We start from the raw sequence: 25,828 nt of genomic DNA, 5'->3' as shown, positions 1-25,828 counted from the left end.
TACTCTCCGAAGTGTGATAAGAGGAATCTCCCTGTGACAGCCTCTCTTGATGGCGAAATTCGCGATGGTCGTCATCATATGCGGGTCCGCGTTTATTTCGAAGATACTGACGCCGGCCAGATTGTTTATCACGCGAATTTTTTGCGCTTCATGGAGCGCGGCAGAACGAATTACTTGCGTTTGCTCGGAACGAGTCAACAAGAGCTGCTGAAAGAAGCGCGAGAGGATGCGCCCGGCTTTGCCTTCGTTGTTCGTTCGATGAAAATTGAATTTCTAAAACCGGCAGTCCTGGACGATCTGCTTGACGTCGTCACGGTTCCACAAGAGGTGAGGGGTGCCTCGATCATGCTGGGTCAGGAAGTGCGCCGCGGCGATGAGTTGCTGCTTGAGGCCAAGGTCAAGGTGGCCTTCGTGTCCGGCGGCCGCGCCAAGCCGATCCCGAAAGCGCTGCGGATTGCCATGAAGGCCGATCAGATTTAGCAATCGCCCCATAGGTGAAACGGCATCGACTCCGCATGCAGCAGGGCTACAATCCCGGCATATCGCAAAGCTGAGGGTCCCATGTCGCGTCCACCGTTTCCGCCCTTCACCCGAGAAACCGCCGCCCAGAAGGCCCGCATGGCCGAGGACGCCTGGAATTCACGCGATCCGGTGAAAGTGTCGCTGGCCTATACCGAGGACAGCGTCTGGCGCAATCGCGGCGAGTTCTTTCAGGGGCGCCCGGCGATCGTCGAATTCCTCACCCGTAAATGGGCGAAGGAGCACGAATATCGGCTGATCAAGGATTTGTGGGCGTTCGACGACAATCACATTGCCGTGCGCTTTCAATATGAATGGCATGACGACGCCGGCAACTGGCATCGCTCCTATGGCAATGAGCAATGGGAGTTTGACGAGGCCGGCCTGATGCGCCGCCGCGAGGCGAGCATCAACGACGTTGCGATTGCCGAGAAGGATCGCCGTTTCCTGTGGCCGGCGCCGGGGCCGCGTCCGGCCGATGTGCCGGGTCTCGGCACCGACCCGTTCTAACTAAAGCGAGCCGCTATCGACCACGAATTCGACGCGCTCGGCGACGAAGCGCGAATGCGTAGCGCTTAGCGGCGTGCCGTCGGCATCCACATCGATGGAGTCGACAATCAAGATCGGGCGCCCGAGGGCGACACCAAGCCGTGTCGCATCGGTCGCGTCGATGATCCCCGCGGTGACCTTGGTCGAGGCGCGGCGATAGTCCTTGATGCCGTAATGCGCCAGGGCCTTGGTCATCGAGCGCACGCGCTCATAGACCTTGCCGAAATCGGGAAAGCGTTCGGCCGACAGCCAGTTGGTGCCGACGCAGATCGGCGTCTTGTCCGCCAACCGCAAGGCTTCAATGCGGATCAGCGGAGCGCCGGCTTTGAGGCCAAGCTGCCTTGCGAGATCGCGTGTTGCCACATCGTCCCAGGCTCCGATCAATTGCGCTTGCGGCTCGCGCCCGCCGGCACCGGCAATTTCCGAGAAGCGCGTGCGTGATCGCAGGGGATATGCAAGCTTTGGCGATTCCACATAGGTGCCGCTGCCGCGCTCGGCGCGCACCAGGCCGCGTTCGGCCAGGGTCGCGAGGGCGCGGCGCACGGTGTGGCGATTGACGCGGTAGATGTCAGCCAGTTCAGTCTCGCCGGGCAGCTTTTCGCCAGCACCATAGCGGCCATCTGCAATGCCGCGCTCGATGCCGTCGGCCACATGCCGCCAAAGTGCCACGCCTGTTGGCTTGTCCTGAATGGTCACAAAATCGGTCCCGGAATGATGTCGACCACGCATTAGCGAAAAATCGTGCCGCTGTCACGAAACGGTCATTGCCTCCGCCTATAAAGTTGTCTAGTAAATCATACAACTTGTTGAGTGACGGTGACATGACTTCATCCTCCCTGAACCACCAGCAGGCCCGGCGCCGTGAGGCGATGGGGGTGCTTGGGCACTGCGCCACGGCGGATATCGCCGGATATCTCGATGCTGTGGCTGTTCCCGCCCATGAACATCTGCGTCAGCCGGAAAACGGCCTGGTGATGCTGCGTGGCCGGATCGGCGGCGATGGCGCGCCATTCAATCTCGGCGAGGCGACCGTGTCGCGTGCCGCTGTACGGTTGGCATCAGGCGAGGTTGGCTTCGGCTACACGCTGGGCCGTGACGGGGCGAAGGCGCAGCTGATCGCGCTTTGCGACGCACTCATCCAGACCCGTGAATTCTCGGATGCTATCGAGACCAAAGTGCTGACGCCGCTGCGTGCGCGCGTCGTCGCCGATGTCAAGCGGAAGGCCGCAGAGACGGCAGCGACCAAGGTCGATTTCTACACACTCGTGCGCGGGGAGGGCTGATCATGACGACAGTTGCGGAAATGCCAGCCGGTTTCGCGGATAAGGTCCTCGCGGCGCAATCGACCTTCCGTTCGGTGATGGATGCGATGGCGCGTCCGGGTACCGTGCAGCGCATTCAGGCTGTTTCGGGTGTGCCCGCGCCAATGATGCGCGGCGCGGCGGCCATCGCGCTGACGCTGTTCGATCAGGACACGCCGGTCTGGCTCGATAGCAAGTTGGCGGCGACGATGGATGTTGCCAAGTGGATTAAGTTTCACACCAGCGCGCCGGTCATCGCTGATCCCGCCGTGTGTGCCTTCGCCGTGGTGGCTGATGCTGCCGCGCTACCGTCCTTCGAGCACTTTGCCTTCGGCACCGGCGAATATCCGGATCGCTCCACCACCATCATCCTGCAGGTTGCGAGCCTGACCGAAGGCCCGGCTTATGAGCTGCGCGGTCCGGGTATTGACGGCGCCACGATCCTGCGCGCCGCAATCGGCGTGCCGGATCTGCTGGATCGTCTCGCGCTGAATGCCTCGCTGTTTCCCCGCGGCATCGATCTCGTGCTGGTCTCCGGCGAATCCATCGTCGCGCTGCCGCGCGCCACGCGCCTTGTTGCGAAGGAGGGCTGAGCATGTATGTCGCCGTCAAGGGTGGCGAACGCGCCATCGAGAATGCGCATCGTCTGCTGGCTCATGAACGCCGCGGCGATCGCGACGTGCCGGAAGTATCGGTGGCGCAGATTTCCAATCAGCTCGGCCTCGCGGTCGATCGCGTAATGACCGAAGGCTCGCTCTATGACCGCGAGCTCGCTGCGCTGGCCATCAAGCAGGCGCGCGGCGACATGATCGAGGCGATCTTCCTGCTGCGCGCCTTCCGCGCGACGCTGCCGCGGTTCGGTTCGAGTGAGCCCGTCGATACGTCGCAGATGCAGGTGCGTCGCCGCGTCTCCTCGACCTTCAAGGACATGCCGGGCGGCCAGGTGCTCGGCTCGACCTTCGACTATACGCATCGTTTGCTCGATCCGGTGCTGACCGGCGAATCCTCGCCCGAGCAGCCGGCCATGACCGATGCAGAGCCGGGCGTGATGCCGCGCGTCACCGATATTCTTGGCCGCGACGGCCTGATTGAAACGTCGCCCATCGAAGATCCCGAGAAGCCGGTCGGCGATCTCACGCGCGATGCGCTGAGCTTCCCGGCAGACCGCGATCTGCGCCTTCAGAATCTTGCACGGGCCGATGAAGGGTTTCTTCTGTCGCTCGGCTATTCATCGCAGCGCGGCTATGGCCGCAACCATCCTTTCGCCGGTGAAATCCGCCTCGGCGAGGTCGAGGTTGAATTCATGGCCGAGGATGTTGGCTTCGCGGTGCCGCTGGGGTCGATCACGCTGACCGAATGCCAGATGGTCAATCAGTTCAAGGGCTCAGATACCGAGGCGCCGTGTTTCACGCGCGGCTATGGCCTCGCTTTCGGCCAGAGCGAACGCAAGGTGATGTCGATGGCGTTGGTCGACCGCACGCTGCGCGCGCGCGAGCTTGGCGAGGACATCAAGGCGCCGGCACAGGACGAGGAATTCGTCATGTCGCATTCCGACAATGTGCAGGCGACCGGCTTCGTCGAGCATCTGAAGCTGCCGCATTATGTCGACTTCCAGTCCGAGCTCGGCTTGCTCCGCAAGCTGCGCAAGGAATTCGCCGACGCCAACGAGACGCCCGTTGCTCTTCGGGAGGCCGCGGAATGAACGCGCCGACATATAACTTCGCTTATCTGGACGAGCAGACCAAGCGAATGATCCGCCGCGCCATTCTCAAGGCGATCGCGATCCCCGGCTATCAGGTGCCGTTCGCCAGCAGGGAAATGCCGATGCCCTATGGCTGGGGCACCGGCGGCGTGCAGGTCACGGCGGCGATTCTCGGCCCCGTCGACAAGCTCAAGGTGATCGACCAGGGCTCTGACGACACCACCAACGCGATCTCGATCCGTAAATTCTTCGAGAAAACTGCCGGCGTTGCCGTGACCACGAGCACGGGCGATGCGACTGTGATCCAGACACGGCATCGCATTCCCGAAGCGACGCTGCAGGCGCATCAGGTGCTGGTCTATCAGGTGCCGATCCCCGAGCCGCTGCGCTTCCTCGAGCCGCGTGAGACCGAAACACGGCGCATGCATGCACTCGCCGAGTACGGGCTGATGCACGTGAAGCTCTATGAAGACATCGCCCGCTTCGGCCATATCGCCACGTCCTATGCCTATCCGGTGAAGGTCAATGCGCGTTACGTGATGGACCCATCGCCGACGCCGAAATTCGACAATCCGAAGATGGACAACTGCGCGGCGCTGCAACTGTTCGGTGCCGGCCGCGAGAAGCGCATCTATGCGATCCCGCCTTACACGTCGGTGGTGTCGCTGGATTTCGAGGATCATCCATTCAAGCCCTACAAGCACAAGGCCTGCTGTGCACTGTGCAACGCCGAGGATAGCTATCTCGACGAGATCGTCACCGACAACAAGGGCAGCCGGATGTTCGTCTGCTCCGACACCGATTATTGCGAAACGCGGCAATCACAGGGGCATCGCGGCTGCGAGAATGCTGCGCCCTATGCGGAGAGCGCAAATGCTTGATGTGACAGCTAATTCAACTGCACCGGGAGGGCGCGCGGCTGCGAGTGACGAGCCGTTGCTCGTTGCGGCAAACCTGGGAAAATCTTATGGCCGTCTTGCGGCATGCCGCGACGTGTCCTTCGAACTCTATTCCGGCGAGGTGCTGGCTATCGTCGGCGAGTCCGGGTCCGGCAAATCGACACTGCTGCAGATCCTCTCCGCCCAGTTAGCGCCGACCACCGGCAGCGTCTCCTACCGGATGCGCGACGGCGTGACCCGCGATCTCGCGACGATGGGCGAAGCCGAGCGGCGCTTCCTGTTTCGCACCGACTGGGGCTTTGTGCATCAGGACCCGGCGATGGGGCTGCGCATGGCGGTCTCGGCCGGAGCCAATGTCGGCGAGCGGTTGATGGCTGTGGGCCAGAACCACTACGGCAAGATTCGTGACACGGCGACCTCGTGGCTCGAGCGTGTGGAAATTTCGCCCGAGCGGATCGACGATGCGCCGCGGACCTATTCCGGCGGCATGCGGCAGCGGCTGCAGATCGCGCGCAATCTCGTTACCGAACCGCGTCTCGTGTTCATGGACGAACCGACTGGTGGCCTCGACGTCTCGGTGCAGGCGCGTTTGCTGGACATGATGCGCACGCTGGTCTCCGAGCTCGGTCTCTCGGCCATCGTTGTGACGCACGATCTCGCGGTGGCGCGGCTGCTGTCGCATCGCGTGATGGTCATGCAGGGTGGACGCGTAATCGAGACCGGACTGACCGATCAGGTGCTCGACGATCCCAGAGAGCCCTATACGCAACTGCTCGTTTCCTCGATCCTGCCGGCGTGAGGTCAACATGATTCCGATGATCGATATCCGCAACGCCGAAAAGACCTTCATCATGCATTTGCAGGACGGCATCCGCCTGCCTGTGGTACGCAACGTCTCGTTCCATGTCGCGCCCGGCGAATGCGTGGTGCTGTCCGGTCCCTCGGGTGCCGGCAAGTCGTCGATCCTGAAGATGATCTTCGGCAACTATCGCTGCGACGGCGGCACCATCGGAGTGCGCCACAACGGCGACGTCGTCGATATCGCGACCGCCGAGCCGCGGCAGGTGTTGAATGTGCGCCGCGACACCATCGGGTATGTTAGCCAGTTCCTGCGCGCGGTGCCGCGTGTCGCCGCCATCGATGTCGTGGCCGAGCCGCTGCTCGCTGCCGGCGTAACGCGTGAGGAGGCGCGTGCGCGTGCGGGGGCGTTGCTTAAACGTCTCAACATTCCCGAGCGGCTGTGGAAGCTGCCGCCCTCGACCTTCTCCGGCGGCGAGCAACAACGCGTGAATATCGCGCGCGGTTTTATCTCCGATCTGCCGATCCTGCTGCTGGATGAACCGACTGCGTCGCTCGATGCCGCTAACCGAGCCGTGGTCGTTGAACTGGTCGCCGAGAAAAAACGTGCCGGCGTCGCCATGGTTGCCATTGTGCATGACGACGAAGTGCGGCACTTGATCGCCGACCGGCTGGTGGACGTCGCATCCTTCGCCGCTGCTGCCTGAGAAAGAGAACCATGACCGCATCATCGACCGAAACCGTCATCGGCAACGCCAGGATCGTTCTTGCCGACCGCGTCATCGACAAGGGCTGGATCGCCTTCGCTGGTGGACGCATCGCCGAATTCGGCGAGGGTGATGCGCCACGCGGTAGCGACGATGCGCGCGGCGATCTGATTATGCCGGGTCTTGTCGAACTGCATACCGATCATCTCGAAGCCCATTTCATGCCGCGGCCCAAGGTGTTCTGGGATCCCATCGCTGCCGTCGTCTCCTATGACGGCCAGCTTGCTACGTCGGGCATCACCACGGTGCTCGACTCGGTGCGGGTCGGGTGTGAGGACTCAAGCCAGGGCATCGACAGCTATGCCGGCGTGCTGGTGGATTCCATTGCTTCTGCCGGCGAAGCCAGTCTCCTGCGGGTCGATCACTTCCTGCACCTGCGCTGTGAGATTCCGATGCCAACCGTGGTCGAGGAAGCGAAGGCGCTATTGGCGAAGCCGAACGTTCGGCTGATGTCGCTGATGGACCACACGCCCGGCCAGCGCCAGTTCCGCGACGAAGAGAAGCTGCGTACCTATTATCGCGGCAAGGGCGGCAAGTCCGATGCCGAGCTCGATGTGATGTTCGCGCAACGTCTGGCTTGCCAGCAGCAATATGCGGCAGGCAATATGCGGGCGATCGTGGCGCTGGCTCACGGGCGCAATATTCCGCTGGCGAGCCATGACGACACTACGGAAGACAACGTGACCGAAGCCGTTGGAGACAAGGTCTCGGTGGCCGAATTCCCGACGACGCTGGAAGCGGCCCAAGGCCTGCACAAGGCTGGCATCGGCATCCTGATGGGGGCGCCGAATGTCGTCCGCAACGGTTCGCATTCCGGCAATATCGCGGCGATCGATCTCGCCCGCGAAGGCATGCTGGATATTCTGTCGTCGGACTATGTGCCGTCGAGCCTTCTGATGGGAGCCCTGCAGCTCTCGAGCAAGGTACCCTCGATAGATCTGGCGAGCGCGATCCGCACCGTGACCAAGCGGCCCGCGGAAGCCGTTGGGCTCATGGACCGCGGCGAGATTGCGGTCGGCAAGCGCGCCGACGTGATCCGCGTCCATGTGGCGCATGAAGTGCCGGTGGTGCGCAATGTCTGGCGCGAAGGACGTCGCGTGGCATGACCGACACCGCGGCGATATCCGAAGCGCAAGCAGGCCGGATCGGCCCCGGCCGGTTGGTGCTGGTGGTCGGCCCGTCGGGTGCCGGCAAGGATACGCTGATCGGTCTGGCGCAGGCCGCCTGCGCGGATGACGACAATGTGGTGTTCACGCGCCGCGTGGTGACGCGCGAGGCGTCGGAATTCGAGAATAATGCGCAGGTCACGCCGGAGGCGTTCCGTCAGGCACAGGCCAGCGGCGCTTTCGCCGTCCACTGGGAAGCGCATGGTCTTTCTTATGCACTTCCGCGCTCGATCGATGATGCGCTTCGCGCCGGCCGCAATGTCGTTGCCAATATCTCACGAACGGTTATCCCGGCGCTACGTGCCGCTTATGAAGATGTCGTCGTCGTGTCGATCACGGCGCCGCCGGACGTGCTTGCGGCGCGACTTGCGGCGCGGGGACGCTCAAGCGATGGCCCGATCGGCGATCGGCTCAAGCGCAGCGTCGAGACATCAGGTGCGGACGTCACGATCAACAATATTGGTGTCGCGGAAGATCATGCGGATGACCTGATACGGGTCATCAGGGGTCAATAGATACGGCGGAGGGCAGTGCGGCCATGTCGGTGATCGAAACCATCGAGCAGCTCGAGGAGATCTACGGCCGTTTCGATGACATCGGCGAAGCATCCACCGCCAAGGTGGCGGACTGCGTAACGGCGCAATATCGCCGGCTGATCGAGGTCTCGCCCTTCGCCGCTCTGGCGACCACCGGCCCGGAGGGGCTGGATTGCTCACCACGCGGCGACAAACCGGGCTTCATCCGGATCCATGACGAGCGCACCTTGATGATGCCGGACCGCCGCGGCAACAATCGCGTGGACTCTCTGCGCAACATCGTGCGCGATCCCAAGATCGCGCTGCTGTTCCTGATCCCCGGTGCCGGCACCACGCTCCGCATCAACGGGACGGCGCATCTCTCAACGAACCCGGACCTGCTGGCGTCCTTCGCCGTGGAGGAGAAGGCTCCCCGCACGGTTATCGTGATGACGGTGGGGGAGATCTATTTCCAATGCGCCCGCGCCATCGTGCGGTCCGATCTCTGGAACCCTGACAAACGCGTCGATCCGAAGACCCTGCCGACGCCCGGCGAGATCCTGGCGGAGATGAGCGAGCGCCGGGTCGGTGGTCCGGAATACGATCGGCAATGGCCGGAAAGGGCGCGCCAGACCATGTGGTGAGGGGGCGAATCTGGGGGTGATTTTTGCAGTGCGCTTCTGTCGCCTGCCGCGACTCCGTAGGCCCCTTAATCTAAGTATTTTGCGCTTGCGAGGGTCCTGAAACCCTGCCGTACAAGTCGAATCGGGGTTTGATGGTCAAAAAACATCATTTTTCCCGGCAAAATCTGTGAAAATTTCATTGAGCACGGGTTTTTTCCCGTAATTCCTCATAGTGTCTGTCTCACCGAATCACGGCAAACCAAAAGGTGCAAAATGGCAGACCAAATGACGAAGTCGCAGCTCATCGAGAAAATCGCTGAGACCACTGAGCTCTCGAAGAAGGACGTCAAGGGCGTTATCGAGACCATGGCGACCCTCGGCTATAAAGAGCTGAAGAAGAGCGGCGTGTTCCTCGTTCCCGGCTTCGCCAAGTTCGTCGTCATCAAGAAGCCTGCCACCAAGGCACGCAAGGGCACCAACCCCTTCACCGGCGAAGCCATGACCTTCAAGGCCAAGCCGGCCCGCAAGATCGTGCGCGCCCGCCCGGTCAAGGCTGCGAAGGACGCGGTCTAAGCGGACCCTCGGCGCGGTCGCCCATGAGGTGACCGCAGCCGACCAGAATTGAGGACGGCGCGGCATTCCTTGGGGATGCCGCGCCGTTTTCGTTTGGGGGAGTGCCTTACCTCTCCCCGCTTGCGGGGAGAGGTCGACTGCAACGCGCGAAGCGCGTGGAAGTCGGGTGAGGGGGCTCTCCATTCGCTCCGCGCCTGCGGAGGCTCCCCCTCATCCGTCGTCGCTTCGCGACGCCACCTTCTCCCCGCAGGCGGGGAGAAGGCAGTTAGCGCGGCTCTAATCGTTCACGCGCTTCTTGTAGGCGACCGCGTCCATATCCCTGATATCGACGCTGAGGCTTTTGGTGTGCGGCAGCAGCAAAACCATTGCCGCGCGCAACGCCTCGCTCACGGCGACTTTCTGCTCGGGTGTGCGGCCCTCCAGCATCGAGACCGACAGGTGGCAGAAGCCTTCGGCCCGGCCGGCCATCAGGTGATGCGCATACGGGATCGCGCGCACCTTGATGTCGGCAGCCTTCATTACCCCGGTGGCGGCGCCGGCATTGTGCAACGCCTGCATCAGGCTGGCGATGTCGAACGCGTCGCCATGGCCGTCGGTGGAATGTTCGATGACGATATGGGGCATGAGACGACAATTCCTGGTGCGTGTTCAATCTCGGACCTCATGGTGAGGAGGCGCCACTTGGCGCCGTCTCGAACCATGAGTGTAGGGCTCCTCATCCTTCGAGACGCGGCCAAGTGGCCGCTCCTCAGGATGAGGGGACAGCGTTAAAGAAGCAGCGGCTTCACCGAATACGCGGCATCGCGCAGCAGCGGCAGGAAGCGGTCGATCATTTCCCCGGTGGAGACGCGGTCCACATGGGCGCCCATATTGATGGCGGCGACGATGGCGCCATCGTAGCGCCGCACGGGCACGGAGATTGAGCGGAAGCCCGGTTCGGCCTCGCGGTCGACCAGCGAATAGCCTTTCTCGCGGTCGGTGATGATGGTGGCCTTCAGCAGTTCCTTGTCGATGACCGTGAACGGCGTCATTGCCACGAGGTCCATGGCATCCAGCGTCGCGGTGAGGTCGTCGTTGGAATACTTGCCCAACATGGCGCGGCCCACCGACGAGCAGAAGGCGGGCAGCCGATAGCCGAGATCGATGCCGGCAGAGAACACGCGCGCCGGGCTGGCGCGCGCGACGAAGATCACCTCGTGGCCCTCGAGCACGGCGAGTGAAGAAATCTCCTGCGCGTCGCTGGAAATGCTGTCGAGCACCGGCTGCAGGATGGTGACGACCTGATTGGACGTCATGTATGAGCCGGCCAGCGCCAGGACGCGCGGTGACAGCGCGAACAGCTTGCCGTCGCTGGTCACATAGCCTTTGCGTTCCAGCGTAAACAGGATGCGGCGCGCAGTGGCACGCGGCAGCTCGGCGGCCTTGGCGACATCGCTCAGTGTCATCGGGCGGGATTGTGTGCCGAACAGTTCGAACACGCGCAAGCCGCGATCGAGGCTCTCGATGAAGTCGGTATTGCCGCGTTCGTCGTCGGGGCGCTTGATCTTGGGCATAAGCCGTGGGTCCGCCCTATTTGCCTGCTTCGAATTTTTTCAGATCGAATGACAGGTCGGCGGCCTGTTCTGGTGTCGGCGACAGTGACGCGGTGATCAGGCGACGCGCGATCATCTGGTCGCCGGGCCGGTTGATACTGTCGACGGCGGTGAGGTTGCCGTCGCGATAATAAAACACCGAGAACTTGCCATCATCCATCGACCCGCGGATCACCGCGCTGTCGGTCGGCGCGGAGAGGCCGACGATCTGCAGCTTGGCGTCATATTGATCCGACCAGAAACGCGGCACTGCGTCATAGGCTTCGGGTCTGCCGGCGAGCATCGCACCCACAGCCTTGCCCTGATCGGTGGCGTTCTGCACGGCTTCCAGCCGCACGCGGCGGCCGGCGAAGCCGTTGTGGTGATTGCTGACGTCGCCGGCCGCATAGATGTTCGGCACGCTGGTCAGGCCATGTTCGTCGACATCGATGCCATTGGTGCAGGTGATATCTGCCTGCGCGGCCAGCTCGTCATTGGCGATGCCGCCAATGCCGGCGACGATCAGGTCGGCGCGCACCCGCAGGCCGCTGGAGCAGACGACCTCATGCACCGCGCTGTTGCCTTCGATGGCAATGACGGATTCGTTGAAGCGGATGTCGAGGCCATGGGAGCGATGGCTCTCCAGAAGGAACTGCGAGATCAGCGGCGATACCGCGCGCTCCAGCAGGCGCGACTGCGCCTCGATCAGCGTCACCTTCTTGCCGGCTTTGGCAGCAGTCGATGCCACTTCGAGGCCGATGAAGCCGCCGCCGACGATGACAACATCGTTGGCTGCTTCGAGCCGCGGCTTGAGATGCAGCGCGTCATCGAGGGTGCGCAGATAGACGATGCCGTCGCGCTCATGGCCGGGCACGCTGAGCCGTCGCGCCCGTGAGCCGGTGGCGATGACGAGCTGATCGAACGGCAGGCTGTCGCCGCCGTCCAGTGCGATCCGGCCGGCCGCGCGATCGAGCCCGATGGCGCGATGGCCGAGCACCAGTTCGATGCCCTGGGTCTTGAAATAGTCCTCGCCGCGGAGGAAAAGACTGTTGTGCGCGACGTCGCCGGACAGAAATGCCTTGGACAGCGGCGGTCGCTGATAGGGCAGATGGATTTCATCGGCGACGATGCGGATGGGCGCCTGATAGCCCTTCTCGCGCGCGCTGATGCCGGCCTGGACGCCCGCGTAAGAGGCGCCGATGATCACGAGGCCGCTCACGAGCGCGCTCCCTGGGTCCGATCCACACGCGAATTCAAAGTCTTCGACATCATCAGCTCCTGAATTGCGTCCGTATATTGAACAAGTGTTCGCTCCGCGCAAGGTGATGCTTTGGGCGTGAATTGCTGCATATGCTCAGTGACGCGGCAAATCCTGCTGCAAAATTCTGCTTGCTTAGAATTAGTCCAACGCTAAAATTCGTACATAAGTTCAATAGACGAACAAAAGCGCTGCAAGAATTGACTTAGCTCAGCGGACCGAAGCGCTTCGATCCAGCCAGAGCAAACCGAGGAAGGGTCCCACGCCATGATGAGCCAAGAGCAGAACGACCTGATCACCCGTATCGGGCCCAAGGCGCCCGCGGGCAAGCTGATGCGTCAGTACTGGCAGCCGGCGGCGCTGGTCGATGAGCTCGAAGGGGATCGTCCGATCCGTCCGGTCAAATTGCTCGGCGAAGATTTTGTCCTGTTCCGCGACGAGCAGGGCCGCTACGGCCTTTTGGATCGCGACTGCCCGCATCGCGGCGCAGATCTGGCGTTCGGCCGTCTCGAAGGTGGCGGCGTGCGCTGTGCGTTTCATGGCTGGCTGTTCGACGTCGAGGGCAAGTGCCTGGAAACGCCGGCCGAACCGAAGACTTCGAAGCTCTGCGCCGGCATCAAGCAGCGTGCTTATCCCGTGGTCGAGAAGGGCGGAATCCTCTGGGCCTATCTCGGTGAAGGCGAGCCGCCGGCATTCCCGGAAATCGACTGCTTCGCCGCACCCGGTCAGTACACCTTCGCCTTCAAGGGCCTGTTCGAATGCAACTGGCTGCAGGCGCTGGAAGTCGGCATCGATCCTGCGCACGCCTCGTTCCTGCATCGCTTCTTTGAGGATGAGGACGTCAAGGCGTCTTACGGCAAGCAGTTCCGCGGCGCATCCGCCGGCACCGAACTGCCGATGACCAAGATCCTGCGCGAATATGATCGCCCGATCATCAATGTGGAATCGACCGAATACGGCCTGCGCCTGATTGCGCTGCGCGAGCTCGACGAGGAGCGTACCCATGTGCGCGTCACCAACCAGCTCTTCCCGCATGGCTTCGTCATCCCCATGAGCACGGAAATGACGATCACCCAGTGGCATGTGCCGGTGGATGACGAGAACTGCTATTGGTATGCGATCTTCACCAGCTACACGACGCCGGTCGACAAGAAGAAGATGACCGACCAGCGGCTCGAACTTTACGAGCTGCCGAACTACACCTCGCGCAAGAACAAGACCAACGACTATGGCTTCAATCCGCACGAGCAGAAGCACGAGACCTATACGGGCATGGGCGCCGACATCAACGTCCACGACCAGTGGGCAGTGGAATCCATGGGCAAGATCCAGGATCGCACCCGCGAGCATCTCGGCTCCAGCGACAAGGCGATCATCGCCTATCGCAAGCTGCTGCGGGCGGAGATCGAGAAGGTCGCCGGCGGCCAGAAGCCGATGATGTCCCTCGATGCGGACACCGCGCGCAGCATTCAGGGCCCGGGCACCATGGACGGCATCGGGCCGACCAAGGGCTGGGAAACCTACTGGATGGAAGTCGACGTCGCCCGTCGCCGTGGTGCGCCATGGATGGCAGCTGCTCCGGCCGATCAGACCGAGCCGGGGTCCAATGTCATCCACCTGCCGGCGGCAGAGTGAAGATCGATCAGAACAGCCGCGGGAGAGTGCGTTGAGTTTCGTTGAACGTCACGGTTTGTGGTCCGCGGAGCAGAAAGAAGCAGCCGTCCGGCTGCGCAGCATGGTCGAAGAGCATAAGCTCGAAGTGATCCGGCTGTCGTTTCCGGATCAGCACGGCATCCTGCGCGGCAAGACGCTGATCGCCAGCGAGGCATTGCGCTGTCTCGAAAGCGGCTGCTCGATCACCACGACCATGTTCGCCAAGGACACGTCGCACAAGACGGTGTTTCCGGTGTTCACCGCCGGTGGCGGCTTCGGCATTCCTGAAATGCAGGGCGCGGCCGACGTGTTGATGATCCCCGATCCCAGCACGTTTCGGATATTGCCCTGGGCGCCTGAGACCGGATGGGTTCTGTGCGACGTGCATTTCGCCGACGGACGTCCGGTGCCGTTCGCGACGCGCAACCTCTACAAGAAGGTGCTCGGCGATCTCGGCGCACGTGGCTATGATTTCGTCGCCGGTCTTGAAGTTGAATTTCATATCTTCAACGTCGAGAACAACCGCATGAAGCCGGAGGATGCCGGCCAGCCCGGCAATCCGCCGGAAGTCAGCCTTCTCTCGCACGGCTACAATTACCTCACCGAGCAGCGCTACGACCAGATGGAGCCGGTGCTCGAAATCATCCGGCGCGACGTGATCGCGCTTGGTCTCCCATTACGTTCGGTGGAGGTCGAATACGGCCCGAGCCAGTGCGAATTCACCTTTGCGCCGACCGTCGGCCTCACGCCCGCCGACAGCATGGTGCTGTTTCGCAGCGCCGTGAAGCAGATCGCCCATCGCCACGGCTACCACGCCACGTTTATGTGCCGGCCGAAGATTCCGAACGTCGTGTCGTCTGGCTGGCATTTGCATCAGTCAATCGTATCGCGTGCAACCGGCGCAAACGCGTTCATGCCGACCGACGGCACGCAGCCGCTGTCATCGTTCGGGCAAGGCTATCTCGCAGGTCTTCTCGCGCATGCGCGCGCGGCGACCGTGTTCACGACGCCGACCATCAACGGCTACAAGCGTTATCGCTCCTATTCGCTGGCGCCGGATCGGGCGATCTGGGGCCGCGACAATCGTGGCGCGATGCTGCGCGTCCTCGGCGGTGCCGGCGATTCCGCGACGCGTATCGAAAATCGCGTCGGCGAACCCGCCGCCAATCCCTATCTCTATATGTCGTCGCAGATCCTGTCGGGTCTCGACGGCGTCGATCGCAAGCTCGATCCAGGGCCATCAGCCGATACGCCTTACGAGACCAATGCCGATCTGCTGCCAAAGTCGCTGCGCGAGGCGACCTTCGCGCTCAAGGAAGATCCTTTCTTCCGCGAGAAGATGGGCGCGACGATGGTTGACTATTATACGCATATCAAGAATGCCGAGATCGATCGCTTCCAGGCGGAAGTCTCCGACTGGGAGCAGCGCGAATATTTCGAGATGTTCTGACGCGTCATTTCGGCGCGCTGATGCCGGATCAAACGGGCCATCTCGGCACGTTTATTGAATACAGGTTTGCCGAATAGTTTTCTTAACTTTCCAACGGGGACAACCGCAAATGAACAGACGCAGCCAATCCATTCTTGCACTGGCCGTTCTCGGCCTGATGACCGGCACGGCCTCCGCCGACACCATCAAGGTCGGCGTGATCGGCACCATGTCGGGTCCTTACGCGCTGTTTGGCAAGAACTTCAAGATGGGCATCGACGCCTGGGTCGCCGAGCATGGCACCAAAGCAGGCAAGCATGATGTCGAATTCATCTATCGCGATGAAGAGAGCCCGAATCCCGCCAAGTCGAAGGCGCTGGCGCAGGAGCTGCTGGTCAAGGACAAGGTGCAATATCTCGCTGGCGTCTACTTCACGCCGAATGCGATGGCCATCGCGCCGCTACTGGAAGAATCCAGGACGCCGCTGATCGTAATGAATGCGGCGACCTCGTCGATCGTCGAGAAGAGCCCCTATATCGTCCGTACCTCCTTCACGATGTGGCAGAATACCGTGCCTGCCGCGAAAATTGCGTTGAAGAACGGCGCCAAGAAGGTGGCCATCGCGGTCAGCGATTACGGTCCGGGTGTCGATGCTGAAGCGGCATTCAAGAAGACGTTCGAAGGTGAGGGCGGCGTAGTGGTCGAAGCGGTTCGCATTCCGCTCGCCACCACCGACTTCAGCCCGATCATGCAGCGCATCAAGGATTCCGGCGCGGACACCATCTTCACCTTCCTGCCATCCGGCCCGCCGACGTTGGGTTTCGTCAAGGCCTATATCGACAACGGGTTGAAGGCCGGCGGAGTCAAGCTGATGTCGACCGGTGACGTCGTCACCGAGCCGGATCTGCCGAACATTGGCGATGCCGGCATCGGTATCCTCTCGACCTATCACTATTCAGTGTCGCACGACTCCAAGGAAAACGCGGCCTTCCTTGCCACCATCAAGAAGGGCGGCGGCAACCTCGACGAAGTCACCATGACGTCGGTCGCGGCCTATGACGGCGCGCGCCTGATCTACAAGATGATCGAGGCCACTGACGGCAAGCGCGATGCCGCCAAGGCGGTCGATGCCGTCAAGGACATGAAGTGGGTCTCGCCGCGCGGTCCGGTGTCGATCGATCCGACCACGCGTCATATTCGCCAGAACGTCTATCTGCGCAGTGTGGAGAAGGTGGACGGCAAGCTGATCAACAAGGAGAGCCAGACCTTCGCCGATCAGCCGGACTGGGCGCTGAGCACGAAGTGACGGCAGAGCCGTCATTCCGGGGCGCGAGCGCCACTTGGCGATCGCGAACCCGGAATCTGGCGATGTTTATCACCACACCGGGATTCCGGGTCTGTCCTTCCGGCGGCTTTGCCGCCTACAAGACATCCCGGAATGACAGCCTCTTGATCGATCATCGCCGAAGATTTCCAACTTGATGACCAAGTCCGCTCCATCGCTTCTGCTCACCAATGCCCGCATCTATCGTTCTGCCTGGGATGATACCCCCGCGGACAGCATCGTCGTCAGCGATGGCAAGGTGGTCTGGATTGGTGCAGCGGATGTTGCGCCATCCGCCGACGAGACGATCGATCTCGCGGGCGCCACCGTCATTCCCGGCCTGACCGATGCGCATATCCATCTGTTCGCGATTGCGCATGCGCGCTTGCAGGTGCCGGTGACGCCGCGTGACGCGCCCACGATATCCGATGTGCTTGATTTGCTGGTTGTGCGTGCGCGCGCCATTCCCTGTGATAAATGGGTCTACGGTGCGGGCCTCGATGAGAACGGGCTGGCGGAGCATCGGCTGCCGACACGGGCCGAGATCGACGTCATCATTCCTGATCATCCGGTGCTGATCCGCCGCTTCTGCGGTCATGTTGCCGTCGTCAACAGTGCCGCGCTGCGACTGCTGGGCATCGACGATGCCACTGCCGACCCGGAAGGCGGGACGTTCGGGCGCTCCGAGGATGGCCGACTGGACGGCAGCGCCAAAGAAAGCGCAGCCGAACTGATATTCCGTGCTGCGCCGCCGATGGATCGCAATGAGCTCACCGCGGCTCTGCGCGCGACAATTGCCGATAGCGCCAGGTTAGGTCTTGTCGCTGTCGTAGAAGCCGCGGTCGGATTCACCGTCGGCTTCGATGATGAATTCGCTATCTGGAACGAGATCCGCGCAAATGGCGATGTGCTGCCAATGCGGCTCGGCTTCATGAACCAGCTCGACCCGGCTGAAGCGGCGGCGCGTGGGCTGGTGCCGACGCAAGACGCCGACTGGCAGTCGATGACGCTGAAATATTTCGCCGATGGCATTGTCGGCGCGCGAACTTCGGCGGTGAGCGAGGATTTCTTCGATACGCCGTCCCGCGGCATGTTCATGCGCGATACAACCGACCTGCAGCGCGTGATCGCCGAGGCACATGAGGACGGCTGGCAAGTCGCCGTTCATTGTACCGGCGATCGCGGTATCGACTGCATCATTGAAGCCTATGAGAAGGCGCAGGCAGCGTATCCCCGCGCCGATGCCCGGCATCGCATCGAACATTACTTCGTGCCGCCCGCCGGTGGGCTGGCGCGGATGAAGGCATTGGGCGCGCTCGTCGTCACCCAACCAAGTTTCCTCACCCGGATGCGGCGCTCGATTACCGGTGCTTTCGGTCCGCGCGCCGATTGTTGCTATCCGGGCCGCTCGGTGATCGACGCGGGCGTCACTTACATCGCCAGCTCAGATGCGCCGACCGGGTCGTGGTCTCCGTGGGATGGCATCGCCGATGCGGTGAGCCGCGCCTCGGACAGCGGTGCGCCGATCGGGCAGGGTGAAGCCATCAGCGTCCGCGAAGCCATTCACAGCTATACGGTCGGTGGCGCCATCGCGATGAGGCAGGAAGACTGGCGCGGCACGCTGATGCCGGGTATGGCGGCCGATCTGATCGCCCTTGATCGCAATCCCTTCGCCGCCGACTGCCTCCCTCTGAAAGAGACCAAGGTGTTGCTCACCATAGTGCGCGGCGCCGTCGTCCATGACGCCATGCCGCAGTTTCCGGAATGGCGCTCGGGCGCTGCTTCGGCATAGGATCAATCATGCGTACCGTCTTCAGCATCATGACCGACGCCGTCGCCTACGGGATGGTGCTGTTCATCATTTCCATCGGCCTGTCCATCATGATGGGGCTGATGCGCGTCGTGAACCTCGCCCATGGTGCTTTCGCCATGATTGGCGGCTATCTGGCTTCCTATGCGATCCGCGACCTGCATGTGCATTACAGCGTCGCGATCCTGATGGCAGTGGTCGGCACCATCATCGTGTCGATCCCGTTTGAGATTCTGCTGTATCGCCGGATCTACCGGAAGTCCGATCCGCTGATCCAGGTGCTGATGACCATCGGCATCACGTTCTTCATCATCGGCATCGTCAATTTCATCTTCGGCCCGTCGTTGAAATCGATCCCGCTGCCGCAGACCCTCAGTGGTCCGCTCGATATCGGTTTCCGCATGCTGCCGACCCATCGCATCTTTGTCATCGCCTGCGGCGCGGTTACGGCGCTGGCGCTGTGGCTGCTGATCGAGAAGACGGAGTTCGGAATCAAGCTACGCGCCTCGGTCGATCATAGTGGTATGGCGGACGCCTTGGGCATCCGCACCGAAATCATCTATGCGGTGACCTTCGCGCTGGCGATCGGGCTCGGCGCATTCGGCGGCGTGGTCGGCGCGGAGATCCTGCCGATCGAACCGTTCTATGCACTGCGCTATATGGTGACGTTCCTCGTTGTCGTCTCTGTCGGCGGCGCAGGCTCGATTCTTGGCGCTCTGTCGGCGTCGCTCCTGCTCGGCCTCGCCGACACCACCGGCAAATATCTCGCGCCGGAGTTCGGCGACTTCTTTTTCTATCTGTCGGTGATCGTCGTCGTGTTCCTGTTTCCGCATGGCCTATTTGGCAGGTCGCACGCATGAGCGAGATCGTCGCGACCCACGTTCCGCACAAGCGCAGCATTCCCTTCGGTCAGGAGGCGGCAGGTGCGCTGAGTATCATCGTGCTCGGTGCCATCGGCTACTTTCTGTATCCGGACGATCTGGCGTTCCTGACGCGGCTGATCGGCATCGCATTCCTGGTGCTGTCGCTCGATCTGGTCACAGGTTATTGCGGCGTCGCCACCCTCGGCCATGCCGCGCAATTCGGCGTCGGCGCCTATGCCGCCGGCATTGCTTGCGTGCGTGGCATCGCCGATCCCATTGCGTTGCTGGCGATCGGTGTATTCGCGGGAACGGTCATGGGGCTGATCTCCGGTGCGCTGATCACGCGGTTTCGCGGGCTCCCACAACTGGTGCTGTCGATTGCCGTGGGGCAATTGGTCGCCGCACTTGCCAACAAGCTGTCGTGGCTGACCGGCGGCAGCGACGGCCTGTCAGGCATCACACCGGGCAAGGTGTTCGGCATCTTCAATTTCGACATGTATAGCCGCACGGCGTTTTTGTTCTCGCTGGGTGTGCTGGTCATTGTGTTCGTGCTGCTGCAGCGTTTCGTGCGCTCGCCGTTCGGTCTGATGTGCCGCGGCATCAAGGATGACGATCTGCGCGCCAAGATGATCGGCGTCTCGATCTATCCGCGCCTTGTCGTGATGTATGGCGTCGCTGGTGCTGTTGCCGGGATCGGTGGAGCGCTGACGGCGATCAGCACCGGCGTCGTCGGTCTCGATAGCGTCAGCTTCGAACGATCAGCCGAAGTTCTGGTGATGCTGGTGCTTGGCGGTGCAGGGCATCTGTGGGGCGCGCTGGCGGGGACGATCATCTTCATGATCTTCGAGCATATCGTGGCCGCCGCCAATCCGTTCCACTGGATGACGCTGGTCGGCCTGCTGCTGATCCTGATTGTGGTGTTCGCGCCGCGCGGGCTGATCGAACCGGTGCTGTCACTGGCCTCCCGCTTCAAGCGCAAGGGAGAGGCGGCATGACCAATCTCCTCGAAGCCCGCGGCGTGTCGTGCTCGTTCGGCGGTCTGCATGTGACGCGCGACGTCAATTTCAAATTGGCTGCCGGCGACCGCGTTGCGCTGATCGGCCCGAACGGTGCTGGCAAGACCACGCTGGTCAATCTGATCACCGGCGACATTGCGCCGAGCGAAGGCCAGTTCTTCATGGGCGGTGACGAGATCACCGGTCTCAGCATTCCGGATCGCGTGCGTCGCGGTCTGGTGCGCACGTTCCAGACCACGCGGCTGTTTGCCAATCTCACTGTCGCCGACAATGTCGCGCTGGCGATCATGCAGCGCAAGCGCATCACGCGGCGGTTTTTCTCGAGCTCGACGGAGCTGCCGGAGGTGCGTGCCGAGTGGAGTGAGATCCTTAGCCATCTAGGTCTCGACAGGCTGGCCTATCGCAAGGTGGTCGAGCTCGCCTATGGCCAGCAGCGCCTGATCGAGCTGGCCATCGGCCTTGCGCTGCATCCGAAGGTGCTCCTGCTCGACGAGCCCGCCGCGGGCGTGCCGCATGACGAGGCGCCCAAAATCCTTGAGGCGATCAATCGGCTGCCACCTGATATCGCCGTGTTGATGATCGAGCACGACATGGATCTGGTGTTCAAGTTCGCCAGGCGTGTGCTGGTGCTGGCGGCCGGGCGGTTGATCTTCGAGGGATCGCCTGATCAGGTCACCGCCGATCACGAAGTGCGCCGCGCGTATTTGGGGAGCTATGCCGATGCCCGCCGCGCCACTTGATATCCAGAACCTGAGCGCCGGCTATGGCCCGACGCGGATCATCGAGGGCATTTCGTTCTCGGTGAAAGCAGGTGATCGTCTCGCCGTGCTCGGCCGCAACGGCATGGGCAAGACCACGCTGCTGGCGACGCTGATGGGCCTGACGACGCGCCATGGCGGCGAGATCAGGATCGGCGACCAGGACGTCACGGCCAAGCGAACCTCGGCGCGCGCCGATCTTGGTATCGGCTATGTGCCGCAGACCCGCGACATTTTCGCCTCGCTGACGGTGGAGGAGAATCTGCGCACCGGGCTGAAGGGGCGGCCGGCGTCGGCGCTCGATGAAGCCTATGCGATGTTCCCGCGGCTACGCGAACGCCGCGGCAATTACGGCAAGCAGCTGTCAGGTGGAGAGCAGCAGATGCTGTCGATGGCCCGCACACTGTTGGGCAAGCCGTCGATCCTGTTGCTGGACGAGCCGCTGGAAGGCCTCGCGCCCGTGATCTGCGACGAGCTGATGGCATTGCTGGCGAAGCTGGCCGCCACCAATGAAGTCACCATCATTCTGGTTGAGCAGCAGATCGAGCGGGCGCTGGATTTCGCGAGCAGCGTCATGGTGATGGAGCGTGGCCGCACCAGCTGGAGCGGGGCGCCGGATGTGCTGACCGCCGACCGCGCGCTGGTCGATCGGCTGGTCGGCGTCGGCATTCACTAGACCCCGGATTGGCGCGCCGCCCGGCGCGTCAGGCCCGAAAGATCGTGATCCCCAATACCAGCAGCACGATGCAGATCACCAGGAAGATATAAAAAAGCACGCGCGCGACGTCCGCCGTGGCGGCGGAAATGCCGGTGAAGCCGAACAGGCCGGCGGCGATGGAAATCAGAAAGAAGATCAGCGCCCATTTCAGAAGGCTCATCGGGGAACTCCGGTTGCAGCAATTCCGGAACGCCGCGCTGCGAGATTTGGTTCCGGCTCGCAACCAAAGCTGCCGCACCTACCTAGCTCGCTAATGCGGCACCGGTCCGGGGGAGGCGTAACAGCCTACTAATTAGGCAGCGCAAAGGTATTGGTTAGCATTTTAAACCCGCCCTTAACCAAAACATCCCTAATGAATGGATAGTAGACCTGCTCCCCGCAGTGGATTTGTGGTTCGGGGGACAAAGGGTTCAGTATGCGTGTCGCGGTCGGTCATGGGTGGTTGCGCTGGGTGAGCACCGTTACGGCGCAGGGATGTGCGGTGCCAGCGCCCCGTAGTAAAGTCTGACGCGCATGTTCACCAAACGCGCCATCGTTACGAATACGGAAGCCGCCGATGGCGCGGCGGGCGAGAGTCCGCTGCTCAGGGTTTGGCGCAATCGTAGCCTGTTCGGCGCGGTGTTTCTCGGCGTGATGATCCTGACAGTCATTGCGCTGGTTGTGCTGCCCGTGCGCTATCTCGCCACAGGTTCGGTGATCGTCGCCGAGCAGGAGCCCAGCAACAGCAACGCCTCGGCCGCCTGGGCGCAGAAGATCGGCGATCCCGCCGACGTCGAGAGCCAGCTGCTGATTGCGCGCTCGCCGCGGGTGATGCGGCTCGCCATGCAGCAGCCGGGCGTCACGGAAGCCGCGATTGAAGAGTGTCAGAGCAGGAGCAGCAGCTCCAGCTGCGAAAAGATGAAGACCGATACGGCGGCGCTGATCGACTATGTGTCGGGAAATTTCGCTATCGGTGCTGTCGGACGTTCGCGCGTCATCAATATCTCCTACACTTCGTCGATCCCCGAAGTCGCGCAGAAGATGGCGAATGCGTTGACCAATGCGTTTCTCGACGAGCAGCGGACATCGGGTGCGAGCAGCCGCGAGGTTGCCGCGTCATATCTTTGGAAGGAAGCCAAGCAGCTGGATGCAGAGTTGCGCGATGCCGATGCCAAGATCCAGGCATTTCGCCGCAACAAGGGCCTGATGCGCGGATCGCTGGCGCCGATCAGCTCGGAGCGGCTGAGCAGTATCAGCCAGCAGCTGTCGACCGCCGAGACCGCGCGTGCCGATGCGCTCGCCCGCCTGCAGGAAATCAAGACCAATCAGGCGCGCGCTGCCGACTCGCCGTCAGTGCTGTCGAACCGTTCGATCGCCGATCTCAAGCAGCAGCTCACGGTTGTCACTGCGCAGCTCGCCAGCCAAGCCAATGTACTGGGGCCGCGGCACCCGTCGCTGCGTGCGCTGGAGCAGGAGCAGTCCGCGATCAAGGAGCGCATGGCCACGGAAGTGGCGAGCATTGCAGCCAGCGCGCAGAAGGCGTTCGACGCCAATGATGCCCTCGTGAACGCACTCAAAAAGCAGATGGATGCCGTGAAGGCTGAAGTCGGCTCGGCGACATCGGACGAAGCCTCGATCGAGAGCATGGTGCGCAGCACCGAGATCAAGCGCCAGCAATATGCCGATCTCTACAAGCGCGCCAGCGAACTCGAAACCGAGCGGCGCGTGCTCATTGGCAATACACGACTGGTCAGCCTTGCCGAACTTCCGACCAAGCCGTTTTTCCCGAAGAAAATTCCGTTCCTGGCCGCTGGCGGCACGCTCGGCCTGCTGCTCGCATTCGTCGCAGCCTTCTTCGGCGATCGCGTCAATCTTGCGGGTCTGTCCCGGCTGCGGACTGCAACTATTCGCCCGACGCGCGCAGCCGCGCCAGCGCCCACGCCGGAGCCTGTCGCCGTTGTTGCGCCAGTCGCTCCGCCGACACCTGTCCAGGCGACTGCCCCAGTGGCGCCGCGTCCCGGACCACCGCCAGCGGCGGCATTGTCATCGGAGCTGGCCGTCGTCACCGGCGCACCCATTCTGGCACGATTGCCGACCGTCAAGCGCGATCCGTCGGAATCGCCGATCGGTGCGATCCTCACGGCGCAGTCCGGCGCCTCGCTGTCGCGTGCGCTGCCGCTCGCGCTGCAGGATAGGCACTATCAGGATGCACTCCGCGATCTGGCGACGGGCCTGCTGACGTCGAACGACGCCAGGACACGCCGCAAGATTCTGGTCGCGTCGCCGACGACGGCCGAGGGCAAAACGTTTCTGACCCTGACCCTGGCGCAATATCTCGCAACGGCTGGCCGCAGCGTGCTGGTGATCGAATGCGATTTCGGCGCGCCGAAGTTCGAAACAGCCTTGGGCTTGCGCAGCAGCATGGGGCTGCAGGGAATTCTGCGCGGCGACATCACGCCGCGCGAAGCGGTGGTCCGCACCGCGACTCCCAATCTCGACGTCATTCCTGCCGGGCCGTTCTCGGCATCCGCCGAATTGCTGATGCGTAAACCGCTCGGCGATCTCCTGCTCTGGAGCCAGATCTACGACGTTGTCCTGATCGACGCGCCGTCGCCGGGCATCCAGACCGATCTGGGCGTGCTGGCCAGGCAGGTCGATGGCGTGCTGCTCTGCATGCGTTCCGGCCGCTCGTCGATCGGGCAGGCAGTGGCGACATCCAGCGCGATCCGTGTCGCGGGCGGCAGCGTCTTCGGCATTGCCGTCACGATGATGCCGGACGCCAATACGCCGAGCGGCACAGACCGGGTTTCGAATAATGCCTATGCCGGAGCGACGTGATGCCCGCTCCCAGCGTTCTGTTCGTCTGCCATACGGGCTCGATCTCCGGCGCTGAACTCGTGCTGATCGATCTCGTTCAGCCATGGGCGGGCGAGGCGGCCTTCCTGTTCGAGGATGGCCCGCTGCATCAGGCGCTTGCAGCTAAGGGCCTGAAGGTGCGTGTGTCGCGCTGGGGCGAGGGGCTCTCGGATGTCAGGCGCGACAGCTCAATCCTGAAAGCCTTTCCGCTGATTGGTCGGCTCGGGGCCATCATTGCCGAATTGACGCGCGAGGCGCGCCGCCATGACGTCATTTATGCGAACTCGCAGAAAGCCTTTGTGTTATCGGCCGTCGCCGCCACGCTGGCGCGGCGTCCGCTGATCTGGCACCTGCACGATATCATCAGCAGTGAGCATTTCGGCGCCACGCAGCGCCGCGTGCAGGTGGCGCTGGCGAATTATTGTACGGCAAAGGTGATCGTTCCTTCGCAAGCTGCTGCAGATGCCTTCATTGCCCAAGGCGGCCGCAAGCAGCTGGTCGCGATCGTGCCCAACGGTCTTGATGTGCCGCCGGACGCTAGCACGCCGCTTGAGATCAGGCGCGAGTTGAAATTGCCCGAAGGACCGCTCGTCGGCGTCTTCAGCCGCCTCGCGGCCTGGAAGGGGCAGCATATCGTGTTGCAGGCTCTCGCAAAGACGCCGGGCGTTAGCTGTATTATTGCAGGAGCTGCGCTGTTTGGCGAAGAGCCTTATGCCGAGAAGCTCAACCGGATGGTGGCGGATTTCGGTCTTGGCGATCGCGTGCATTTCCTCGGCCAGCGCGGCGACGTGCCGAGGCTGATGCGCGCCGTCGATGCGATGATCCATCCGTCGATTGATCCCGAACCCTTCGGTCGCACACTCGTCGAAGCCATGCTCGCGGATGTGCCTGTGATTGCGACGGATGCCGGTGCGGCGTCTGATATTCTCGAAGCCGGCAAGGCGGGGACGCTGGTGCCGCCAGGGGATGCCGATGCGCTGGCCGCCGCTATTGCCAAGGTCATGTCGCGCCCGCCAGAACTGGCGAGCCAGTTGCAATATGCCGAAGCGCGGGCTCGGTCGCATTACAGCGTCGATCAGATGCTGCAGACGGTTTCAAACCTGATCGGGCGAGCGGCCGCGGGAGCGCCCGTGTGACCGCACATGGCCGATCAGTTTGCAATTTGAGTTCCTGGACGGCCC

The 25,828-nt window shown here is 62.5% G+C and carries 27 protein-coding genes; 22 read left to right on the top strand and 5 right to left on the bottom strand.

Annotation, left to right across the window (positions count from 1 at the left end):
- Positions 1-33: 33 nt before the first annotated feature.
- Both ybgC and AB7813_RS12220 read left to right on the top strand, forming a co-directional pair.
- Positions 34-480, top strand: coding sequence for a tol-pal system-associated acyl-CoA thioesterase (ybgC, locus tag AB7813_RS12225; RefSeq protein WP_439062826.1), 447 nt, complete (start codon positions 34-36; stop codon positions 478-480).
- Between the two features lie 81 nt (positions 481-561).
- Positions 562-1,029 (top strand): DUF1348 family protein, encoded by a 468-nt coding sequence (locus tag AB7813_RS12220; protein WP_439062825.1) that lies wholly within the window; start codon positions 562-564, stop codon positions 1,027-1,029.
- On the opposite strand, the gene phnF is transcribed toward AB7813_RS12220, so the two are convergent.
- Positions 1,030-1,764 carry a phosphonate metabolism transcriptional regulator PhnF gene (gene phnF / locus AB7813_RS12215; RefSeq protein WP_068735417.1) on the bottom strand — a complete coding sequence of 245 codons (735 nt, stop codon included), beginning with the start codon at positions 1,762-1,764 and terminating at the stop codon, positions 1,030-1,032.
- 125 nt (positions 1,765-1,889) lie between these two features.
- Here phnF and phnG point away from each other — a divergent pair, with 125 nt between their 5' ends.
- The 10 genes from phnG to AB7813_RS12165 all read left to right on the top strand — a co-directional run bounded on the left by phnG (position 1,890) and on the right by AB7813_RS12165 (position 9,412).
- On the top strand, positions 1,890-2,351 hold the full coding sequence (phnG, locus tag AB7813_RS12210; RefSeq protein ID WP_439062824.1) for a phosphonate C-P lyase system protein PhnG: 462 nt from the start codon (positions 1,890-1,892) through the stop codon (positions 2,349-2,351).
- 2 nt (positions 2,352-2,353) lie between these two features.
- Complete coding sequence (phnH, locus tag AB7813_RS12205; protein ID WP_439062823.1) at positions 2,354-2,962, top strand: phosphonate C-P lyase system protein PhnH; 609 nt, start codon at positions 2,354-2,356, stop codon at positions 2,960-2,962.
- A gap of 2 nt (positions 2,963-2,964) precedes the next feature.
- A complete protein-coding gene (locus tag AB7813_RS12200) occupies positions 2,965-4,071 on the top strand; it encodes a carbon-phosphorus lyase complex subunit PhnI (protein WP_439082990.1) in 1,107 nt (368 codons plus the stop codon).
- Positions 4,068-4,952: an alpha-D-ribose 1-methylphosphonate 5-phosphate C-P-lyase PhnJ gene (locus AB7813_RS12195; RefSeq protein ID WP_439062821.1), complete on the top strand. Its 885-nt coding sequence runs from the start codon at positions 4,068-4,070 to the stop codon at positions 4,950-4,952. The genes AB7813_RS12200 and AB7813_RS12195 overlap by 4 nt, the downstream gene beginning before the upstream one ends.
- The gene (phnK, locus tag AB7813_RS12190) at positions 4,945-5,769 is read left to right on the top strand and encodes a phosphonate C-P lyase system protein PhnK (protein ID WP_439082992.1); all 825 of its coding nucleotides are present in this window, start codon (positions 4,945-4,947) and stop codon (positions 5,767-5,769) included. The genes AB7813_RS12195 and phnK overlap by 8 nt, the downstream gene beginning before the upstream one ends.
- Positions 5,770-5,776: 7 nt before the next feature.
- On the top strand, positions 5,777-6,475 hold the full coding sequence (phnL, locus tag AB7813_RS12185; RefSeq protein WP_439082993.1) for a phosphonate C-P lyase system protein PhnL: 699 nt from the start codon (positions 5,777-5,779) through the stop codon (positions 6,473-6,475).
- A gap of 11 nt (positions 6,476-6,486) precedes the next feature.
- Positions 6,487-7,641, top strand: coding sequence for an alpha-D-ribose 1-methylphosphonate 5-triphosphate diphosphatase (locus tag AB7813_RS12180; RefSeq protein ID WP_439082994.1), 1,155 nt, complete (start codon positions 6,487-6,489; stop codon positions 7,639-7,641).
- Complete coding sequence (gene phnN / locus AB7813_RS12175; protein WP_439082995.1) at positions 7,638-8,216, top strand: phosphonate metabolism protein/1,5-bisphosphokinase (PRPP-forming) PhnN; 579 nt, start codon at positions 7,638-7,640, stop codon at positions 8,214-8,216. Before AB7813_RS12180 ends, phnN begins: the two co-directional genes overlap by 4 nt.
- A gap of 23 nt (positions 8,217-8,239) precedes the next feature.
- Positions 8,240-8,860, top strand: a complete 621-nt coding sequence (locus tag AB7813_RS12170) for a pyridoxamine 5'-phosphate oxidase family protein (RefSeq protein ID WP_439082996.1) — start codon at positions 8,240-8,242, stop codon at positions 8,858-8,860.
- Positions 8,861-9,112: 252 nt separating this feature from the next.
- On the top strand, positions 9,113-9,412 hold the full coding sequence (locus AB7813_RS12165) for an HU family DNA-binding protein (protein ID WP_068735221.1): 300 nt from the start codon (positions 9,113-9,115) through the stop codon (positions 9,410-9,412).
- Between the two features lie 276 nt (positions 9,413-9,688).
- Here the strand turns inward: AB7813_RS12165 and AB7813_RS12160 are convergent, their stop codons facing one another.
- The 3 genes from AB7813_RS12160 to AB7813_RS12150 all read right to left on the bottom strand — a co-directional run bounded on the left by AB7813_RS12160 (position 9,689) and on the right by AB7813_RS12150 (position 12,202).
- Complete coding sequence (locus AB7813_RS12160; protein WP_231079748.1) at positions 9,689-10,036, bottom strand: 5-carboxymethyl-2-hydroxymuconate Delta-isomerase; 348 nt, start codon at positions 10,034-10,036, stop codon at positions 9,689-9,691.
- A gap of 143 nt (positions 10,037-10,179) precedes the next feature.
- Positions 10,180-10,965 (bottom strand): IclR family transcriptional regulator domain-containing protein, encoded by a 786-nt coding sequence (locus AB7813_RS12155; RefSeq protein WP_439082997.1) that lies wholly within the window; start codon positions 10,963-10,965, stop codon positions 10,180-10,182.
- Positions 10,966-10,981: 16 nt separating this feature from the next.
- Positions 10,982-12,202, bottom strand: a complete 1,221-nt coding sequence (locus tag AB7813_RS12150) for an NAD(P)/FAD-dependent oxidoreductase (protein ID WP_441228099.1) — start codon at positions 12,200-12,202, stop codon at positions 10,982-10,984.
- Between the two features lie 306 nt (positions 12,203-12,508).
- Here AB7813_RS12150 and AB7813_RS12145 point away from each other — a divergent pair, with 306 nt between their 5' ends.
- The 8 genes from AB7813_RS12145 to AB7813_RS12110 all read left to right on the top strand — a co-directional run bounded on the left by AB7813_RS12145 (position 12,509) and on the right by AB7813_RS12110 (position 21,770).
- The gene (locus AB7813_RS12145; RefSeq protein ID WP_439062814.1) at positions 12,509-13,876 is read left to right on the top strand and encodes an aromatic ring-hydroxylating dioxygenase subunit alpha; all 1,368 of its coding nucleotides are present in this window, start codon (positions 12,509-12,511) and stop codon (positions 13,874-13,876) included.
- Positions 13,877-13,907: 31 nt separating this feature from the next.
- Positions 13,908-15,344 (top strand): glutamine synthetase family protein, encoded by a 1,437-nt coding sequence (locus AB7813_RS12140; protein ID WP_439062813.1) that lies wholly within the window; start codon positions 13,908-13,910, stop codon positions 15,342-15,344.
- A gap of 109 nt (positions 15,345-15,453) precedes the next feature.
- Entirely contained in the window at positions 15,454-16,629 is a 1,176-nt protein-coding gene (locus AB7813_RS12135) for an ABC transporter substrate-binding protein (RefSeq protein ID WP_439062812.1), read from the top strand.
- Positions 16,630-16,804: 175 nt separating this feature from the next.
- Entirely contained in the window at positions 16,805-18,439 is a 1,635-nt protein-coding gene (locus AB7813_RS12130) for an amidohydrolase (RefSeq protein WP_439062811.1), read from the top strand.
- An 8-nt stretch (positions 18,440-18,447) separates the two neighbouring features.
- Positions 18,448-19,317 carry a branched-chain amino acid ABC transporter permease gene (locus AB7813_RS12125; RefSeq protein ID WP_093757322.1) on the top strand — a complete coding sequence of 290 codons (870 nt, stop codon included), beginning with the start codon at positions 18,448-18,450 and terminating at the stop codon, positions 19,315-19,317.
- On the top strand, positions 19,314-20,315 hold the full coding sequence (locus tag AB7813_RS12120) for a branched-chain amino acid ABC transporter permease (protein ID WP_439062810.1): 1,002 nt from the start codon (positions 19,314-19,316) through the stop codon (positions 20,313-20,315). The genes AB7813_RS12125 and AB7813_RS12120 overlap by 4 nt, the downstream gene beginning before the upstream one ends.
- Entirely contained in the window at positions 20,312-21,076 is a 765-nt protein-coding gene (locus AB7813_RS12115; RefSeq protein ID WP_439062809.1) for an ABC transporter ATP-binding protein, read from the top strand. Before AB7813_RS12120 ends, AB7813_RS12115 begins: the two co-directional genes overlap by 4 nt.
- On the top strand, positions 21,057-21,770 hold the full coding sequence (locus AB7813_RS12110) for an ABC transporter ATP-binding protein (protein ID WP_439062808.1): 714 nt from the start codon (positions 21,057-21,059) through the stop codon (positions 21,768-21,770). Before AB7813_RS12115 ends, AB7813_RS12110 begins: the two co-directional genes overlap by 20 nt.
- 28 nt (positions 21,771-21,798) lie before the next feature.
- Here the strand turns inward: AB7813_RS12110 and AB7813_RS12105 are convergent, their stop codons facing one another.
- Positions 21,799-21,972 (bottom strand): DUF1328 domain-containing protein, encoded by a 174-nt coding sequence (locus AB7813_RS12105; protein WP_175368355.1) that lies wholly within the window; start codon positions 21,970-21,972, stop codon positions 21,799-21,801.
- Between the two features lie 353 nt (positions 21,973-22,325).
- Here AB7813_RS12105 and AB7813_RS12100 point away from each other — a divergent pair, with 353 nt between their 5' ends.
- Complete coding sequence (locus AB7813_RS12100) at positions 22,326-24,629, top strand: GumC family protein (protein ID WP_439062807.1); 2,304 nt, start codon at positions 22,326-22,328, stop codon at positions 24,627-24,629.
- On the top strand, positions 24,629-25,783 hold the full coding sequence (locus AB7813_RS12095) for a glycosyltransferase (protein ID WP_439062806.1): 1,155 nt from the start codon (positions 24,629-24,631) through the stop codon (positions 25,781-25,783). The genes AB7813_RS12100 and AB7813_RS12095 overlap by 1 nt, the downstream gene beginning before the upstream one ends.
- The last annotated feature ends 45 nt before the right edge of the window (positions 25,784-25,828 follow it).

Origin of the sequence: Tardiphaga sp. 20_F10_N6_6 (genome assembly GCF_052076045.1) — a bacterium.
In the GTDB taxonomy this organism is placed as follows: Bacteria; Pseudomonadota; Alphaproteobacteria; order Rhizobiales; family Xanthobacteraceae; genus Tardiphaga; species Tardiphaga robiniae.
Note: the sequence above shows the minus strand (reverse complement) of the source record. Positions and strands in the feature narration are given on the sequence as shown.